Origin of the sequence: Streptomyces caelestis (assembly GCF_001279005.1) — a bacterium.
GTDB classification, from domain to species: domain Bacteria; phylum Actinomycetota; class Actinomycetes; order Streptomycetales; family Streptomycetaceae; genus Streptomyces; species Streptomyces heliomycini.
Genome location: NZ_LGCN01000242.1, coordinates 12804 through 30771 on the forward strand (window position 1 = coordinate 12804; position 17968 = coordinate 30771).

General features: G+C 71.0%; 14 protein-coding genes and 4 pseudogenes. 8 read left to right on the forward strand and 10 right to left on the reverse strand.

Annotated elements, in window-relative coordinates; genetic code table 11:
* Positions 1-71 precede the first annotated feature (71 nt).
* The 4 genes and pseudogenes from ADK41_RS32885 (at position 72) to ADK41_RS32900 (ending at position 5577) form a co-directional block, all read left to right on the forward strand.
* Positions 72-2024, forward strand: a complete 1953-nt coding sequence (locus tag ADK41_RS32885; RefSeq protein ID WP_037805304.1) for an alpha-L-fucosidase — start codon at positions 72-74, stop codon at positions 2022-2024.
* Positions 2025-2179: 155 nt separating this feature from the next.
* Positions 2180-3040: pseudogene (locus ADK41_RS32890) on the forward strand (alpha/beta hydrolase family esterase); the annotation flags it as partial.
* Between the two features lie 615 nt (positions 3041-3655).
* A pseudogene (locus ADK41_RS32895) lies at positions 3656-4006 on the forward strand (DUF6328 family protein); the annotation flags it as partial.
* Positions 4007-4188: 182 nt separating this feature from the next.
* Positions 4189-5577 carry an ABC transporter substrate-binding protein gene (locus ADK41_RS32900; protein WP_106979616.1) on the forward strand — a complete coding sequence of 463 codons (1389 nt, stop codon included), beginning with the start codon at positions 4189-4191 and terminating at the stop codon, positions 5575-5577.
* A gap of 90 nt (positions 5578-5667) precedes the next feature.
* Here ADK41_RS32900 and ADK41_RS32905 read toward each other — a convergent pair whose 3' ends face one another.
* From ADK41_RS32905 to ADK41_RS42625, 7 genes are all read right to left on the reverse strand, one after another.
* The gene (locus ADK41_RS32905; RefSeq protein ID WP_030836299.1) at positions 5668-6984 is read right to left on the reverse strand and encodes an ABC transporter substrate-binding protein; all 1317 of its coding nucleotides are present in this window, start codon (positions 6982-6984) and stop codon (positions 5668-5670) included.
* Between the two features lie 253 nt (positions 6985-7237).
* Entirely contained in the window at positions 7238-7990 is a 753-nt protein-coding gene (locus ADK41_RS32910) for a hypothetical protein (protein ID WP_030836302.1), read from the reverse strand.
* A gap of 400 nt (positions 7991-8390) precedes the next feature.
* Positions 8391-9083, reverse strand: a complete 693-nt coding sequence (locus ADK41_RS32915; RefSeq protein WP_234319159.1) for a GAP family protein — start codon at positions 9081-9083, stop codon at positions 8391-8393.
* Positions 9080-10513, reverse strand: coding sequence for a DUF1254 domain-containing protein (locus tag ADK41_RS32920; RefSeq protein WP_030836306.1), 1434 nt, complete (start codon positions 10511-10513; stop codon positions 9080-9082). Before ADK41_RS32920 ends, ADK41_RS32915 begins: the two co-directional genes overlap by 4 nt.
* Positions 10497-11429: an HAD family hydrolase gene (locus ADK41_RS32925; protein ID WP_051843652.1), complete on the reverse strand. Its 933-nt coding sequence runs from the start codon at positions 11427-11429 to the stop codon at positions 10497-10499. The genes ADK41_RS32920 and ADK41_RS32925 overlap by 17 nt, the downstream gene beginning before the upstream one ends.
* A 51-nt stretch (positions 11430-11480) precedes the next feature.
* Positions 11481-13040 carry a DUF1254 domain-containing protein gene (locus tag ADK41_RS32930; protein ID WP_037805305.1) on the reverse strand — a complete coding sequence of 520 codons (1560 nt, stop codon included), beginning with the start codon at positions 13038-13040 and terminating at the stop codon, positions 11481-11483.
* Positions 13041-13145: 105 nt separating this feature from the next.
* Entirely contained in the window at positions 13146-13463 is a 318-nt protein-coding gene (locus tag ADK41_RS42625; protein ID WP_030836313.1) for a hypothetical protein, read from the reverse strand.
* Between the two features lie 7 nt (positions 13464-13470).
* Here ADK41_RS42625 and ADK41_RS41350 point away from each other — a divergent pair.
* Together ADK41_RS41350 and ADK41_RS32940 are read left to right on the forward strand one after the other, a co-directional pair.
* Positions 13471-13572, forward strand: a pseudogene (locus ADK41_RS41350) (succinyl-CoA--3-ketoacid-CoA transferase); the annotation flags it as partial.
* Complete coding sequence (locus ADK41_RS32940; RefSeq protein WP_030836315.1) at positions 13569-14243, forward strand: 3-oxoacid CoA-transferase subunit B; 675 nt, start codon at positions 13569-13571, stop codon at positions 14241-14243. The pseudogene ADK41_RS41350 and the gene ADK41_RS32940, both read left to right, overlap by 4 nt.
* A 256-nt stretch (positions 14244-14499) precedes the next feature.
* On the opposite strand, the gene ADK41_RS32945 is transcribed toward ADK41_RS32940, so the two are convergent.
* Positions 14500-15480: a TrmB family transcriptional regulator gene (locus ADK41_RS32945; protein ID WP_199821952.1), complete on the reverse strand. Its 981-nt coding sequence runs from the start codon at positions 15478-15480 to the stop codon at positions 14500-14502.
* 516 nt (positions 15481-15996) lie between these two features.
* Here ADK41_RS32945 and ADK41_RS40240 point away from each other — a divergent pair.
* Both ADK41_RS40240 and ADK41_RS43670 read left to right on the forward strand, forming a co-directional pair.
* A pseudogene (locus tag ADK41_RS40240) lies at positions 15997-16463 on the forward strand (S8 family serine peptidase); the annotation flags it as partial.
* A gap of 5 nt (positions 16464-16468) precedes the next feature.
* The gene (locus ADK41_RS43670; protein WP_030836328.1) at positions 16469-16837 is read left to right on the forward strand and encodes a hypothetical protein; all 369 of its coding nucleotides are present in this window, start codon (positions 16469-16471) and stop codon (positions 16835-16837) included.
* Between the two features lie 126 nt (positions 16838-16963).
* Here ADK41_RS43670 and ADK41_RS32965 read toward each other — a convergent pair whose 3' ends face one another.
* Positions 16964-17281, reverse strand: coding sequence for an alpha-amylase (locus tag ADK41_RS32965; protein ID WP_234319162.1), 318 nt, complete (start codon positions 17279-17281; stop codon positions 16964-16966).
* 428 nt (positions 17282-17709) lie between these two features.
* Positions 17710-17968 (reverse strand): alpha-1,6-glucosidase domain-containing protein (locus tag ADK41_RS32970; protein ID WP_030836333.1); only part of this gene is annotated, 259 nt, incomplete at its 5' end.

The following is a 17968-nucleotide window of genomic DNA, read 5'->3' on the forward strand; positions in this document are numbered from 1 at the left end:
AAGCACCGGATCGCCCCCACTCGTCGAAGGGATCACCCGCTTTGTCTTCCTCCGGACCCAGCCGCCGCACCATGCTCATCCTGTCCGGCCTCACCGGGGCGGCCACGACCGGGTTGTTACCGGTCGGCTCGGCCAGGGCCACCGACGGTCCGAGCAGTTACACCCCGACCTGGCCGTCGGTCGACCAGCACCCGCCCGCCCCGGAATGGTTCCAGGACGCCAAGTTCGGCATCTACTACCACTGGGGCGCCTACAGCGTCCCGGCGTACGGCAGCGAGTGGTACCCGCGCCTGATGTACAAGGCGGGCGACGGCTGCAACAACCACCACAAGGCGGTGTACGGCGATCCCGCGGCGTGGCCCTACCACAACTTCATCCAGGGCGCCCGGGACAAGGCCGGCAACTTCGTCCAGTTCGCTCCCCGACTGAAGTCGGCCGGCGGCAATTTCGACCCCGACGAGTGGGCGCAGCTGTTCGCCGACGCCGGTGCCAGGTTCGCCGGCCCGGTCGCCGAGCACCACGACGGGTACTCCCTGTGGAACAGCTCCGTCAACGAGTGGAACTCCGTCGCGCTGGGACCGAAGCTCGACCTCCTGCGGCTGCACGCCGACGCGATCCGCAGGAAGGGCCTCAAGCTGTGGGTCTCGCTGCACCACGCGTACAACTTCACGGGGTACTTCGACAGCGTGCCCGCACAGTCGAACGCCGGCCTGAAGAAACTCTACGGCCAGCTGTCCCCGGCGGCGGAGCAGCAGTTGTGGCTCGACAAGCTCAAGGAGGTCGTCGACGGGTACCAGCCCGACATCCTCTACCAGGACTTCGACCTGGTGAAGATCGACGAGTCCAAGCGGCTGGAGTTCCTCGCCCACTACTACAACCGGGCGGTCTCCTGGAACCGGGACGTCGTCGCCACCTACAAGGACGGCTTCAACAACCGGGGCGAGGTCTACGACTTCGAGCGCGGCGGGCCGGCCGACATCATGACCCCCTACTGGCTGACGGACGACTCCGTCTCCAGTTCCAGCTGGTGCTACACCACCGGCATCGGCTACTACTCGCTCAAGGCCCTGCTGCACGCCCTGCTGGACCGCGTCAGCAAGAACGGCACCATGGTGCTGAACATCGCCCCGATGGCCGACGGCACCATCCCGGCGGGCCAGAGGTCCATCCTCCAGGGGTTCGGCGACTACCTCCGGCGCTTCGGCGAGTCCGTCTACGCCACGCGCGCCTGGACGGCGTACGGCGAGGGGCCCACCAAGATGGGCGGCGGTTCCTTCACCACACCGGTGGAGGGGAAGAACACCGACATCCGGTTCACCCGCAGCAAGGACGACACGGTCCTGTACGCCACGGTCCTGGGGTGGCCCGGCAGCACCCTGCACATCACCACGCTGACGTCGTCCAGGTTCAACCTGTCCACGCTGAGGTCGGCCCAGCTGCTCGGCTCGACGGCAGGCACCTACGTCGACCTTCCCCACCGCACCCAGGACGGCTCGGGACTGCACCTCTCGATGCCGTCGGCCACCGCGCCCTTCAGCGCCCCCGCCTACGTGGTCAAGCTGACGTTCACGGGCCGGATACCGGCCCTGAACGCCGGCTCGTTGCCCACCGGCTGGGTGAAGATAGGCAATGTCACCAACGGCCTGGCCCTGGACAGCGGCGGCGACGTCGCCTCCGGGTCCGTACTCAAGCAGTGGACCTACGGTGACGCGTCCACCAATCTGCAGTGGCAGTTGACGGACCTGGGCAACGGCTACCACCGCCTCGTGAACCGGACCAACGGCCTGGTGGTCGACAGCTTCGGGGACGCGACCGTCGGAGCCATCGCACGGCAGGCCTCCTGGACCGGCGGCAACAACCAGCAGTGGAAGATCAGCGGCGTCGGCAACGGCCGTTACACCATCGTCAACCGCAGCACGGGAACGTACCTCGACTCGGGCGGCGACGTCGGCTCGGGCGCCTCCGTCAAACTCTGGTCCTCGGGCAGCAGCACCAACCTCCAGTGGACCATCACCGCGCTGTGACCCCGCGCCGCCCGGGCGCCCGCCGGACCACCGGGAACACCGCGCGGACGAACACCGCGTGCGTGGAACGCCGCTGACACCGACTCACCCAGGGAGCACCCATGTCACCATCCAGGTTACGAAATGTCGTGATCACGATATTTCTGGCGTTCGCCATGAGCACCACGGTCACGCAGGGCGCCTTCGGCGCCGACGCCCCGCCGGGGGCGGGCGACACGGCCGCCGCGACAGCGGGCTGCGGCAAGGCGCCCGGACTCACCAGCGGGACGCACACGATCCAGAGCAACGGCAAGACCCGCAGCTACGTCCTCAAGGTCCCGGACAACTACGACCGCAACCGCCCCTACCGGCTGGTGTTCGGGTTCCACTGGCTCGGCGGCACCTCCACCGACGTCGCCACGGGCCGCACCGTGGAAACGGGCACCTGGGCGTACTACGGACTGCAGCGGCTGGCGAACAACAGCACCATCTTCGTCGCGCCCCAGGGCCTCAACAACGGTTGGGCCAACAGCGGCGGCGAGGACGTCGCCCTCGTCGACACCATGATCAACGCGATCGAGGGTTCGCTCTGCGTCGACACCTCCCGGCTCTTCGCCGTGGGCTTCAGCTACGGCGGCGCCATGAGCTACGCGCTGGCCTGCTCCCGGGCGACGGTCTTCCGCGCGGTGGCCGTCCAGTCCGGCGGGCAGCTCAGCGGGTGCGGCGGCGGCACGCAGCCCATCGCCTACCTCGGCATACACGGCATCCGGGACGGAGTCCTCAACGTCTCCGGCGGACGGGCACTGCGTGACAGGTTCGTGAGGAACAACGCCTGCACCTCGCAGAGCCCGCCGGAGCCGGCCTGGGGCAGCCTGACGCACCGGGTCACCGCCTACTCGGGGTGCTCGGCCGGACACCCCGTCGCATGGGCCGCTTTCGACGAGGGTCACATCGCCGCACCGCAGGACGGGGCCGGCGGGGACAGCGGCTCCAGGACCTGGGTGCCGGGCGAGATCTGGAAGTTCTTCTCGCAGTTCTGAGGAGACCGCCGTCCCGGCGCCGTGCGCCCCCGCACACGTCCGGCAAAAGACCCGGGCGACACCACCGAGGGCGACCGGTCCGAGGGAGGGCGCACGCTCCGGGGCCTCCTGAAAGCCCACTCGTCACCACCGCGGACATCCCCTGATGCCGTCCCCGCACAGGTGCGCCAGGTCGGTGGTCATGGCGGCCGGATGCGGGGTGACGCCCGGTCCGGCGTCACCCCGCGTGCCGAAACCGCCCCCCCCTCGGGCTGCTCCCCGAACCGTTGCGGGAACGGATGGTGCACGGGCGTGGGCACCGGGCCGGAGTCGACGATGGTGAGGAACACCGGTTCCGAAGCGGTCCTCACCCGCGTCGAGCAGATCGTGGACGACCTGCCGGCCCGGGGAGGCGCGGAACGTCCCGTGCGGGGCGTGGGAGCCGGCGCCCCGGGCCGGTCCTTCTCCACCGGTCTTCCGGTGGCCCCGCCGATCGTGCCCGGCTGGGGCGGGTACGAGATCCGTGAGCGGCTCTCCCGCCATCACGACGCCCCGACGTGGGTCGACAACGACGTCGATCCGCTCGCCCTCGGCGAGCTGCGCTGCAACCCGGCCGCCGACGCGGACACGGACCTGCTGAGCGTGGCCTTCACACCGTTGTTCCGGGAACGGGGGACGGTGGACCGCGTCATCTACGTCACCACCGTGGTCCTGGGCGCGGCGGCCACGGGATCGCTCATAGCGCCCGTCTCCATCCACCGCTTCCTGTCCGGCCGGCGGATGAAGGACGAAGTGGCCGAGGCCGCCGGCCGCCTGATGGTGTGCGGCATGGTCCTGCTCGCGCTGACCATCGGCTGCACGCTGCTCCTCGTCCTGCGCTTCGTGGTTCCCGGCGTCCTCTCCGAAGCGCTCGCCTGCGGGGTCATGCCGTGGTTCGGCCTGTGCTGGTACGTGCTGCCGCTGCGCCTGCGGCGCCGCCCGGCGCTCCCTCACCGAGGGCGTGCGGGCGCCCGGACCTCCGCCGTCGTCCACGGGTGGATGTCACCCGTTCGACGTAGCTCTGGAGGTGCTCACCGCGCGGTGAGGCCCAGTGTGGAACCAGCCCCGGCTCCACCGTCCGGGGGAACACCGGAGGGTGAAACGACATGGGGCTGGGCCAGGCAGGCATGTCTCGACGCGGGCTGCTGAAGACGGCGGGCGTCACGGGCCTCGGTGCGATGGCGGCCGGGACCGCTTCCGCAGGGGGCGGGCATCCGGACACCGGGGTGCCTCCGGCGCCCGCCACCGTCCACCTCACACCGAGCGGAAAACTCGGCGGCACGTTGTCGATCCTCCAGCTGAGCCACTACGTGGCCCGCTATGACAGGTGGTTCGACGCCTATGCCCAGGAGTGGGGAAGACGGGTGGGCGTGGACGTCCGCGTCGACCACGTCGCCCCGGAGCGCCTGGTCGCCCACACGCTGGCGGAGATCTCGGCGGGCTCGGGCCACGATCTCATCGAATGGATCAGCCCTCCCTCCCAGCTGGAGCCGGACGTCGTCGACCTCTCCGACCTGCACGACGAGGCGGTCAAGCGCTTCGGCCTCGAGCAGCCCTTCTGCAAGAAGGCCGGTTACAACCCGTCCACGGCCACGTACTACGGCTACAGCCACGCCTGGACGCCCGATCCGGGCAACTACCGCAAGAGCCTGTGGCGCCAGGTGGGGATGGGCGACGGGCCGGCGACCTGGGAGGAACTGCTCGAGGGAGGCAAGGCGGTCAGGCGGAAGTCCGGCATCCCCCTCGGACTCGGCATGTCGGACGAGCTCGACTCCAACATGGCGGCCCTCGCGCTCCTCTGGTCGTACGGCGCGTCCGTGCAGAACGAGCTCGAACAGGTGGTGCTCGACTCCCCGGAGACGGTCGCCGCCGTCACGTACATGACCCGGCTCTACAAGGAGACGATGACCCCGGAGGTGTTCTCCTGGAACTCGGCCTCCAACAACAAGGGGCTCGTCGCCGGGCGTCTGTCCTACATCCTCAACGCGGTCTCCGCGTACCGCACCGCGCAGTCCGACGCTCCTGGGATCGCCGACGACGTCTTCTTCACCCCCGCGCTCAGGGGCCCGACGGGGCTCGGGATCGCCGGCCAGCACGCCGTGTTCGTCTACGTCGTCCCCCGGTTCTCCCGCAACGTCGACGCCGCGGAGGAGTTCCTCCTCAATCTGTCGGCCAACGACGCGGTCGGTACGTACCAGTCGGAGCTGTACAACCTCCCCGCCTTCCCCACCCGGGTGCCGCAACTCGACCCGTGGCTGGCCACCGACCCGTTCGGGTCACGCCCGTCCGACAAGCTCGAACTGCTGCAGGGCTCGGCGACCTGGACCGCGGACATCGGCTATCCGGGACCGCCCAATCCGGCCGTCGGCGAGGTGGTCACCAGCTTCGTCCTGCCGCGCATGATGGCCCGCGCCGCCCAGGGCAGGCAGTCCCCCCAGAAGTCGGTGGCCCAGGCGGAGTCGGAGGTGCGGGCGATCTTCGACAAGTGGCGGGCCCGCGGCCTGGTCGGACGCTAGAAGCCGTCGCCCGGCGGGCGGGACCGTCACGACAGGCCCCGGGCCCGGTCACCGGCCGGCCACGCCCGCGCGCGAGCCGCGGGACCGTGGTCACTTGCCCGCGGCGGGCGCCGCCCGCTCCCGGCCGCGCGCGGCGGAGATCGGCCAGACGACCTCCCGGCTTCGCAGATCGTCCGGGTGGACGACGCGCCAGCGGCCGTCGAGGAACTGCTCGACGACCCCTCGGGCACCGGTGTTCTGCCCGTCGGCGTCGAACCGGACGTGGTCCCAGGAGCCCATGATCAGGTCCCGGCCCGGCAGGCTGACGGTGCGCAGCGCCGAGCGGATCCTCTCCGGATCGGTGGAGCGCGCCTCGTCGACCGCCACGGCCAGGGTCATCACGGCGGTGAAGGCGCGCGCGGAGTTCTCGGTCATGGGTGCGCCGAACTCCGCCGCGAACATCCGGGCGACCTTCCTGGCCGTCGGATCGCGTTCGGCCAGCTCGGCCGACCACGCGGTGCGGCGGATGAAGCCCCGGGCGTCGGCTGCCCGGGCCGGGCCGGCCACGAAGTCGGGATCGGAGAAGCCGCCGCCGTACCCGAGCACCGCCGGCGGCAGATAGCCGAGCCGGGTGAACGCCTTCTGCAGCAGCAACGCGTCCCTGGTATAGGACAGGACGAAGAGCACGTCCGGTTCCCCGGCGCGGACCTGCCGCACGTACGGCACCAGGTCGGAGGAGTCCGCGTCGTAGGCGACGTCGGTCCCCACGGTCAGGCCGTGCTCCCGGGCGAGCCGCCGGGTGATCGCGGCGCCGTCGTTGCCGTACTGGTTGTCGACGTGCAGGATGCCGACGGTCGAGATCGGCACCCCGGCGGCCTTGCGGTCCTCGACCAGGGAGAAGAAGGTCCGGCCGTAGGTGAGGTCGCTGGGGCCGGTGCGGAAGAAGTAGCGCAGGCCGCGCTCGGTCAGCGCGGGCGAGGAGGAGTCACCGTTGACGAAGGGGACCTCGAGCTGCTCGGCGCGTTCACTGGCGGCCTTGGTGACGGACGAGTGGTAGGCGCCCGTCAGGGCGACGGCCCCCCGGCCGGCCACCAGCCGCTGTACCTGGCTCGCCCCGGTCCGCGGGTCGCCGCCGGTGTCGGCGTGGACGAGTGCGATCTCGGCTCCTCCCAGGCCCGGCAGGCCGGGCTCGCCGGCCAGCGGGAGTGCCAGTTCCGGGAATTCCCCGTTGACGATCTCCGCGGCGAGCCGTGCGCCGTTGCGCGCGTCCTCGCCCGCCGAGGCGTCCGGGCCCGAGACCGGTTCCAGGACTCCGATTCGCACCTGCTCGGCCTGTGTTCCCGCACCGCGGTCGGCGCAGGCCACGGCGAGTGCCGGGAAGGGGGCGAGAGCCAGCAAGAGGGCCAGGACCCGCAGCGTGCCGCGCATGGCAGCCTCCTCTCCGGCCACGTGGCCGGTGGATCGGCGGCCGCCCGCCGGGGATGGTGCGGTCCATGCTGGTACCGCCCCGCCGGGGTCGCCACGGGACGGCACCGACCGGGTTACCTCAGCCCCGAGCCGCTCCGTCCGCCCGCCTCGCCCTCCGGGACCGACGCACCGCCCGCCCCGGGGAGCCGCGCGTGCCGGACGTCACCCGGTCCGAAAGGCGGGGCGGCCCGGCCGGACGTGTCCGTACGCACGCTCAGAGCCGGTACCGGACCCACACGTTGGGCTCGCAGTACACGGCGTGCTCGTGCCGGAGGGAGCACAGCACCGGCACCAGCGCGCCGGGAACCGTGACCGGCCCCTCGGAGTCGAACGGCAGCCCGGTCCAGCGACGCCACTGGCCGAGCGAGCCGACGACCGTCCTGGACGCGGGGGCGACCGACTCGACGGCACCGCCTGCCCGGGCGTGCACCCGCAGCCAGGGATCGTGCGGCAACCCGTCCTCCCGGCGGGCGCGGACGGCGTACGCGGCCATCGGCGTGTCCGGTTCCAGGTGCTTGGCGCTCGGCCGCGCGGGCGCGACGAGCTCCTTGAATCCGCCCGCGCGGGCGTTGTCCCGCAGGGCGGACACCATACGGCCGGCGATCCCCCTGCGCTGTGCTCCCGTCGCGACGGTCATGTCGATGGCGCTCACCGTGTCCGGTGTACGGCCGTGCCGCAGGTCCGTCAGCGCCCAGCGCAGCGTCCGGTCCCATCCGGTGGCGGGCAGTTCCCTCCGTCCCTCGGCGCCGAGGGCGAACGGGACACTCAGCGCCCTGGCCACCAGGTCGCCTTCGGGACCTGTGGCGACCAGGACGTGCTGGGGGAACTCGGCGGCGATCCACTCGGTGGCGTCGCCCCCGACGAGCTCGTGCTCCATGAACGCCGGCCAGGTGTGCGGCATGCTCCACAGCGATGCGCGCAGCTCCGGTCGCTCCGCCAGGGTCGTGATCGCCAGGTCACCGTTCATTCCGGGCAGACTAATCACACCAAAAGGTTTTGTCCTTGTTTGCGCCGATCCGGGGCGTGTCCGTTCAGGCGCCCGACCTCGCCGCGGTGACTCCGGAGGGGACGCTGTACGAGAGGGTGGCGTTGTTCTCCCGGTGGGCGCCCACCGTCGGCGGGCGGGTGGCCGTGCCGGCGCTGCGGGTACCGAGGACGTCCAGGAGCCGACGCTCCCCCGGGCCCGCCCGCCGATGCGGCCGGCCGTCAGGCCGATCCGCAGGGTGTGGGCCGCCGCGGCGAAGTGTCCGTTCCCGGGCAGCCGCCCCGGTTCGCCGGCGACCGGACGGGAGAAACGGGCCGGCGGCACCGGGGGCAGCCGCCGTGTCCCCGCGGTGAAGGAAACGGCCCGGGCATGCTCGCCCTCGTCAGGAGGAGAGGTCGCCGATGGCGTTGCCCACCAGTTTCGCGGCGACGAGCAGGCAGATCACGGCCACGATCGCCGAGTTGTTCCTCTCCATCCAGAGCTTGAGATCGTCGAGGATGTGCTGCGAGCGTTCCTTGAGGGCGAAGTAGAGCACGACCGGCGTTCCGGTCCCCAGCGCCCCGATCACCACGAAGACCGCGAGCGCCGCGGCCTGGGCTCCGGCGGAGGTGTCCGTGCGCGCGATCGTCGCCGCCGCCGCGATCACGAGCAGCAGGTTCTTCGGGTTGAGGGCGGACAGCGCCGTCCCGAGTGCTCCCGCCTTGACGAAGGTGAACGAGTCGACCGTGTGCATCCACTTCGGCAGCACCACCTCCTCGTCGCCGCGCGGCCGACCGCGCCACTCCTTGACCGCCACCCACAGCAGCAGCACGCCGAGCGCCAGGTCGAGCGCGCTGACCCAGTCGGCCGGCTGCCCCTGGTCACTCGGGCCCGCGCCGCCGGAGGCCAGCAGCACGATCGTGCCGACCAGGGACAGACCCAGGACCCAGCCCAGGAGCAGCGCCGGCCCGTTGGAGCGCGCCCTGGGGGTGGCGAGCATCAGCACCACGCCGATGATCGGGAACGGGCTCAGCGCCACTCCGACGCCGTAGGACAGGATCTGACCGATCGCCTCGCCCACGGTCGTCTGCCTCACGCCGGTTCGATCTCGCCCGGCCGCCAGCTCTTGTCGAACCAGCTTTCGAGCGGGCCGTAGAGCCGCAGCGTCACGAAGAAGGCCTTGCCGGGTACGGTCTGGACCCAGTTCGCCTCCTCGCCCTGCGGCGCGGTCGGGCCGAAGTGGATGACCGTGTCGCCGTTGCTCTCGGGCCGGACGCCTTCCGACTGGCTGTTGACGCTCGGGCAGGGGTGGTCCGTGCGCAGCAGCGACCGGGTCTGGGGGTCGTAGGCGGTGACGGCCCAGAAGTTCTTCACCGGGACGCCGCTCGGCAGTGTGAGCGTGTAGTGCCGTCCGCCGTCGAGCCACTCGCCCGTGGAGTCCTCCGCCGTGTAGGCGTACTGCGATCCGGTGCCGACGGGCGCCGTCACCATCGCCGGCGAGGAGACGGTCGCGAAGTAGTGGAACACCGCCCGGGAGTCCAGCAGCCGGGCGCCCTCCGCCGACAGGAACTCGTGACTGCGGGTGGGGAACGGGGTCTTCCACGACCTGTCGGGGTAGTAGTAGAAGCCCGGGTCACGTGGCTTGAAGGCCAGTGTCCGTACGATGCCCGAGGCGATCCTGGCGGCGGTGTCGAGGATCGAGCGCATACGCTCGTCCGGCCGGAAGGGCTTGCCGCGCACGATGCCGAGCGCGGCGAGCTGACCGGCACGCTCGGGGTCGAGCGACTCGGGCGGCTCCGCCTGGACGATGGTGTCGATCTCCTCGAAGAAGGAGAAGTCATTGGCGTGGACCGTGTTGAAGTCCGATTCCGCCCAGTTGACGAAGCGCTGCTCGGGCCGGTCCGCCGCGGCCGAGAGCGGGTGGATCCGCGCCGTGAGCAGGCTCTCCGTACCGCCCAGCGCGCGGAGCACCACCCAGGAGCTGTAAGTCGCCGGCCGCACGACGAAGTACCCGTCGGGAACGTCACCCTCGTGGCCCGGAGGGAGGAAGAGGTACTTGCCTCCTTCTCCCTGGTCGGGCCCGGCGATGCCCATGTCGGTGACGTAGCGCTGCCACATGTCGTCGACGACGCACAGCGAGTTCCCCGGCGCTTCGATCACGGTGGGGCCGTCCTCGTCGAGCGCCAGGAAGGTCATCCCGTAGGTGGTTTCCGTGTTGCCCGTGAGCAGCACCGGCGCCGAGGTGCATCGCGGGGCCGTGTAGCCGATCGTGCGGGAGTCGACGCCGACGCTCCTCAGGCCGCGTCGCATCGCCACCATGGAGGCGCCGGGTACGCAGTTGAGGAACGCCTCGATCCCGCGCAGCAGATCCAGCGTGTCGTAGCTGCGGGTGACCGCGTCGGGCGAGGGCAGGCCGTCGAAGAAGTCCAACGCTCCGAAGACCGTCTCCAGCCGATCCGGGCAGACGATCGACGCGAGGGTCTCGGGTGATGTGCCCGGACTGGGGGCGTCACTGATGTGAGGCACTTGGTTTCTCCTGAGTGAATCGTTCCGTGAGAACGACGTTCCAGTCGTTCTTCACGCTGACCGTCGTCCACCCGGACCTCTCGGCCGTCGCGCGTGCCCGCTCCGCACAGTCGGTGTAGGCGTACTCCCGGACGTCGTCGTCGTGGACGACGAGCAGGGCGAACCGCGCGGACCGCAGCAGCTCGACGTCCACGTCGTCGTCGCCGGCCGCGAAGCCCGGCGGCCGGCCGGTGCGGGCGAGGACGTACTCCGGTTTGCCGGGCCCGAGCGCGAGGGGGCCGTGCGGGGTCGCCCGACGGACCAGCACGCCGTCCCGGTCGGCGAACTCCGGCGCCGAGCCGATCACGTTCTCCCTGGGCAGGCCCCAGGTGTCCTCGCAGAGCACCCGCATGAAGTCACGCCCGCCGCCCGAGCAGACGAACAGCCGCCAGCCGTACGCCCTGAGGTAGTCGAACAGCTCCAGCATCGGCTGGTAGACGAGGCCGGAGTACGGCGTTCCGAAGCGCTCGTGGCGCCAGGAAGCCAGGTACCGGGCGGCCTCGGCCTCGTACTCCGCGAGGGTGGCGCCTTCCCAGGCCTCTCCGATGGCCTCCACCATCGACGCCACCGCGTCGGGATCCTGGTCGTTCAGCGCGCGGAGGTACGACTCGTCCCGGTCGGCGATCTCCCGGTAGGGCCGCTCGCGGGCCGGCGACGGGTCCTCCTCCAGCCGCGCGGCCAGTTTCCGCAGCGCGAACGGCATCTGCACCGGCACCGGTTTCTCGACCCACAGGGTTCCGTCGTTGTCGAACACGGCGATCCGGTCCATCGGCGCGACGAAGCCCGGCGAGCCCTCCACCGCCGTGGACGTCACGAACTCGACGATCGCCCGCCTCGCCGCGCCGTCGTTCCAGCTCTCCAGCGGACTCGTGCTCATGGCCACCTCACCGTCCGGACCGTCGTGCCTTCGGAGCGCCGTGGAGCGCGGTCAGCCCACCGCCTCGATCTCGCCCGGCCGCCAGGTCCTGTCGAAGAACGGCTGCAGCGGGCTGTAGAGCCGCAGGACCGCGAACCACCCCCGGCCCGGCGTGGTCCGGATCCAGTTGCCCTCCGGCACGCCGTCGGGACGGCCGGGCCCGAAGTGCACGGTGGTCGTGCCGTCGGCGTCGGCGACCGCCGCCGGGGTGGGGTAGTCCTGGCTGCCGGCCCGGGGGAACCGTTGCGGGGTGTCGAGCATCGACCGCGTCTGGTTGTCGTAGACGGTGACCGACCAGAACCGGGCGGCGGGGATGTCCGGCGGGAGCACCAGGCGGTAGCGCCCGCCGCCGTCGAGGGGCCGGCCCTCCCGGTCCGCGAACGAGAAGACGTACTGGGAGCCGACGCCGGTCAGCCGCGTGGCGAACGTCGGACTGATGCCCACGGCCAGGTACCACCACCAGGACCGCAGGTTCAGCTTGCGGGCGCCGCTGCTCGGACGGGGCTCGACGCCGCTGTCGGTGACGTCGGCGGGCGGGGTCATGAAGTCGTGGCCGGACGCGAGCAGGCCGTTGACCCACTGGGAGGACGGGCCGTAGAAGTGCGCTCCTTCGTCGGGGCGCGGACGGCAGGCGAGGGTGCGGGCCGTGGCGTTCCCCACCGCGGCCGCCTCGGTGAGGATCCTCCGCATCCGCGCGTCCGGCCGGAAGGGCTTGCCCTTGACGATCCCGACCGCGGCCAGCGGACCGGCGATCTCGGGATCGAGCGCCTCGGCCGGCTGGTCCTGGACCAGTTCGTTCGCGAAGTCGAAGTAGCTCTCGTCCGCGGGCGGGACCATGTTCAGGGGCAGCCCGGAGGCTTCGACGAAGCGCGGCGGATCGGGCCTGCGCAACGCGGCGGTCCAGGTCTGCGCGGTCCACGGCCGCGGCGGGGCCGCGCCCCCGGTGACGATCTCCCCGACGCTCGTTCCGTACAGCCCCGGCACGTAGCGGTGGATGCGCAGCCGCTCCTTGATCCGCTCGACCGCCGGCTTCGGGTCGCCCTCCTCCAAGAACGCCCGCCCTGCCAGGACGAGCCGTGTGGTGCGGACCCGGTGCGCGAAGAACCCGCCTTCGGGAAGCGGGCCGTCGTAACCGGGGGGCACGAAGAGGTAGGAGCCGCCGGTTCCGCGGTCGGGTCCGGGCATGCCGGGGTCGGCGACCCAGCGGAACCACATGTCGTTGACGAAGCTGAGGGTGAGGGGCGGCATCTCCACCACCACGGGCCCCTCGGTCAGGTCGAGGAAGGTCTGGAAGTAGACGGTGTCCGCGTTCCCGGTCAGCACCAGCGCCCTGGGGTCCATGAACTCCGAGAAGAGCAGCACGTCGTGGTCCTCGGCCCCCGTCTCCAGGAAGCCCTTGCGGGCCGCCCACACACTGACGCCGGAGTAGGCGTCGAGGAACGCACGGACGCCGTCCAGACGGTCCAGATGGTCGTAGACGCGGTCGGTGGTCTCGTCGGTGGGCACGCCCAGCGGGAACTCCAGCGTGCCCAGGTGCGTCTCGACCCGCTCGGGCGTCGAGATCGACTCCATGACCCGAGGTGGGACCCGTTCGGCTCGCTGCAAGGAATCGCTCCGTTCTCGGAGGAGGGCGTCCTCTCGACCATGAGCCCTGACCGCCGCGGACCACCACTGCGCCTAGGCCGTCGGAGGGTCTTCGGGGTCCGGCAGCGCCACGGGGGTACGGCGGGTCAGCGGCAGCAGTACGCCGGCGAGCAGCAGGGTGACCAGACCGAGCGCCGCAACGGCCGTGGCCAGGCCGCCGAGCGGTCCCCGCGCGCCGAGGAGGACCAGGGGGCAGACGAACTGGCCCAGGAAGAACGCCGACGTCCACAGTCCGGTACCGCGTCCCCGGTCGGCGAAGTCGAGCCGGGACACGGCCAGTGTCAGCAGCGACGGCAACAGCATTCCGGTGCCCACGCAGTTGACCACGGCGGCGGCGATCAGCAGGGGCACGTTGTCGGACGAGATCCACCTGCCCGGCGTCTTCGTCCAGCGGATCGTGCGGCTCACCGCGGAGGAAGCCACGGACAAGCAGATCGAGAAGAGGACCGTACGCGCATGAGCACCGCCCTCGGCACCCGACGCGGCTGGACCCGCGACCGGATGGCCGCCCGCGCCGCCGCCGAACTCACCGACGGCTCCTACGTCAACCTCGGCATCGGACTGCCCACCCTGATCCCCGGCCACCTCCCGCCCGGCGTGCACGTCGTGCTGCACTCCGAGAACGGCATCCTGGGCACCGGCCCCTACCCGCGCGAGGACGAGGTCGACCCGGACCTGATCAACGCCGGCAAGGAGACCGTCACCGTCCTGCCCGGCGCCTCGTTCTTCGACTCGGCCCTGTCCTTCGGCATGATCCGCGGCGGCCACATCGACACCGCCGTCCTCGGCGCCATGCAGGTCTCCGCCCGCGGTGACCTGGCCAACTGGATGATCCCCGGCAAGATGGTCAAGGGCATGGGCGGCGCCATGGACCTGGTGCACGGCGCCCGCCGCGTCATCGTCCTCATGGAGCACACCGCCAAGGACGGCAGCCCGAAGATCCTCGAGGAGTGCGTCCTGCCGCTCACCGGCGAGCGATGCGTACACCGGATCATCACCGATCTCGGCGTCCTCGACGTCACAGCGAACGGCCTGGCCCTGGTCGAGACCGCTCCCGGCGTCACGGTGAACGACATCGCGGCCCGGACCGGCGCCCGGTTGCTGATGGACCACGCGACGGCGGCGTGCTGAGGGCGCGAGCGACCCGGCGTGAAGCCTGAGCGGAGCCGGGCCTCGGCCATGTGCTCCGAGGAGAGGACATGCGTCCCCGGGCAGCGCACAGACCTGCCGTGCGCCCCGGGGACGTGGGCGATCCGCAGGTGCGGCACCCGTGCGTACCGCGGCCCCGCCCTCCGGGAGGACCCCGTCCTCGCCTGGGCTCGCAGCGGCCGACCGCTCCCCCTGCCGCCGAGCCCCGGCGATGCCGCCACCTGGGCCGTCGGCCGCCTCAGAGCCACCCCCGCTCGTGCGCCTGCCATCCGAGCTGCAGACGCGACCGCGCGTCCGCCCGTTCCATCAGATGCGTCACACGCCTCACCACAGTGCGGCGGCTGACGCCCAGGCGCGCCGCCACCGCGTCATCCGTCAGACCGGACACGAGCAGTGACAGCAGATACCGGTCTTCGTCCGAGAGGGTGGCGGCGGGACGTATCCGGTCGTCGGGACCGAGGGAGAGCGGGACGGCATGGCTCCAGACCGTCTCGAAGAGCGCGCTCAGGGCGTCGAGCAGACCACAGGGATGCACCAGCAGGGCGGTGCGGTGCGCGGCGTCCGACCAGGAGAGCGGCAGCAGCGCCAAGGACTCGTCGGCGAGGGCGAGTTTGATCGGTACGCGGTGGGCCAGACGCGCCTGCTCCCCCGCGCGTACGCACGCGGCGACTCCGGCCGCGATCGCCGGGTCGTCGAGCGCGACGGTGCCGTACACAGCGCGGCACACCACGCCCCGAGCCAGTAATCGGTCCAGCTGGCTCTCATTGACGTCTTTCGGCGCGGCGTAGGGCGGCGTGACCAGCACACGCAGCTCCCGGCGTGCGCCGCGCTGGAGCCGGTCGAAGGCCTGGCCGACCGCCTCACCACCGGTCACTATCTCGATCAGCTCCCCGGCCCGCCTGTTCCCCTCCCGGCCCCGGGCCTCCTCGGCCAGCCGGTGTGCCGCCGTGCGCACGGCCTCCAGCTCGTCGTGCCGCCGACGGATCAGGTGGTCCACGACCATGTCGGGCGCCACGGGCACGACGCGTTCGTCGGGCGGCGGCGTCTGATGCACGAACCCCTTGCGCCGCAGGCCCTTGACGATCCGCCGGACCCGGCCGGGCTCCAGCGACGAAGCGGCCGCCAGATCGTCCGGGGAGGCGGAGCCCCGACGCAGGAGCAGCAGATAGACGGACTCCTCGGGCCTGCTCAATCCCACCGGTCCCAGCATGATCGTCATGATGACACGCCATCGGACACACGTACGGGGATTCACCGAGGAGCGACAGGCCGTCAGCGCCCCGCCATGCGGTCCGCATTCCGCACCGCACTTTTCATCACGAGGAATACCCGCCTTCAGGAGAATTGGTTCAGAAATTCCTCGCCTCATCTGATCATTCCACCTCCCCGTCCGGACGAGAAGCGCCTTCGGCAGCGCATACGTGCCATGGCGCACATGCGTCAACCTCCCTGCAGCGAGAGGGTGCTGATGCCCAGCCGATGACGCCTTCAACGCCCGGAGCAGCAATGTTCTCCGGGCTGCACGCTCTTGCGGAAATCCCAGAAAGAAGTCGCAGAGCTATCGCACCGCCGCACCGGGAGTCGACAACTTCCCCGCTGCATAATTACTGTTGCGATCGCCCGACGGTATTCACTCAGCACACATTCCGCGTGTGCCCGGCATGCGCTATCGACTTCTCCACCCTCTTTTCAAGAGGTTGTGTCGCGCTTTTCCCGCAGACCGAACAGATCGTGTGACGAGTCGGCGACGCTCGCGGCGATGCAGTGGGCCGCGCTCGAGAAGAAGGCCGACGTCGTCAACATCAGCATCGGCGGCGCCGACACCCCCGGCATCGATCCGCTCGAGGAGGCCGTCAACACCCTCACCGAGGAGACCGGCACGCTCTTCGTCATAGCCGCCGGCAACAGCGGCGGCGGCAGGTACTCCGTCAACTCCCCGGCAGCGCGGACGCGGCGCCGACCGTCGGCGCGGTGGACAAGTCCGACCGGATCGCCTCCTTCTCCAGCCGGGGACCGCGGGTGGGCGACGACGCCGTCAAACCCGACATCACCGCCCCCGGTGTCGACATCGCCGCCGCCCGGGCCGGAGGCACCGCGATGGGCACCCCGGCCGACGAGCACTGCACGAGCGCCAACGGCACCTCCATGGCCACCCCGCACGTGGCCGGCGCGGCGGCCCTCCTGGCACAGCAGCACCCGGAGTCGACGTGTCATGGACCTTCCCCTCGGCCCGCGCCGGCCAGTGCACCCGGCCGGCCCTGCCGAGGCTGGGCTTCAGCCCCGAGCTCGGCCCGGACGACGCCGCGCCCGGAGGCAAGGCGTTCAGGGCCCCCTTCACGGTGGACCACCAGTCGGGGTCGACCGGCGGCGGGAAGATCAAGAAGCCCTCGGTCGAGGTCTCCCACGACGACGGCACGACCTGGTGCTCCGCCCGGGTGACCCCCGCCGGCAAGGGCTGGACCGCCCTGGTACGGCACCCGGAGGGTCCCGGCTTCGTGTCCCTGCGCACCACCGCCGGTGACTCCGCGGGCCACAGCATCACGCAGAGCGTCATCCACGCCTACCGCCTCAAGTGAGCGGGCGTCCGGTCCGGCGGGTCCTGAACGCCTGCCGGACCGGGCATGCCGTCGTCACCACTCGGCGAAGACGAGCGCTCCCGGCAGGCCGGGAGCGCTCGTCCGTTCCGCCGTGCGGCGGTGCGGTCAGGCACCGTCGGCGTGGTCGCACAGGACGATGCCCTCGACCGTGTTCCCCTCGGTTCCGTAGCCCGGGAAGGTGAACCAGTTTCGCGGGGCCACCTCCTGGCAGGGAACGTCCGTTCCGTCGCCGTACAGGACCTTCACCCTGTGGGGGGTGGAGCAGTCGTTGATCACGAACGTGTAGCGCCACCCCGGGCTGTACGTCAGGCACGCGGGGACGGAGGCCTCGTTCCCCGCGCTCTCCTGGGACCCGGCGTGGGCCACCGTGGCGGGCGCGGCCACGGCCAGAGCCACCGCGCACGCCATGAAAGTCGAACGCACGAACCGCTTCATCAGAGTGCTCCCCTTCACTTACTGAACGGACACCCTCAGAGTACGGAGGGCCGGCGGGAGTATGAAAAGCATTGCGGCAAGTTCCAGCAACTTGCGGTGCCGGTTTCAATGACCCCGCGGGACGCAGTTCCCTATGAAAGAGCAGCTCAGCGCGCTGATTTGGCCTCACGCCGCGGGATGACAGGACACAGCCGGACGGATGAACCCGCGGACGCAGTGAGGTTACTGCCGGATGAAGCGGCATGACTTACTCCTGCCACCAGGCCGCACTGCCATCGACAAACGAACACATGGCCGTGCTCAGTGAGGCGGTCGCGATAAGACCGAAAGCCATCGCCCCTCCCCCGTTCCGGCCCCCGAACACGGAAGTGCCCGTACCGGTCTGCCGGTACGGGCACTTCGTGGGCGGTTTCCTGTCAGCGCGTGAAGACCGCCACGGTACGGCCCGGCACCTCGAAGGTGCCGGTGCTCTTCGTGTAGGTGGCCGTCCTGACCACACGGTCCGCTCCGGCGGCCTGCACCGGGTGCAGCCGGTAGGCGCCTGCGCCCGGCTCCGTCAGCCGCTGGGACTGCCGGTCGGGCGTGGCGTTGAAGACGACGACCAGGTCGCCCAGTTTCATGGTGATCACGCCGGGCGTCTCGTCCGTGCCGGAGAGCGGGAAGGAGAGCGCGGAC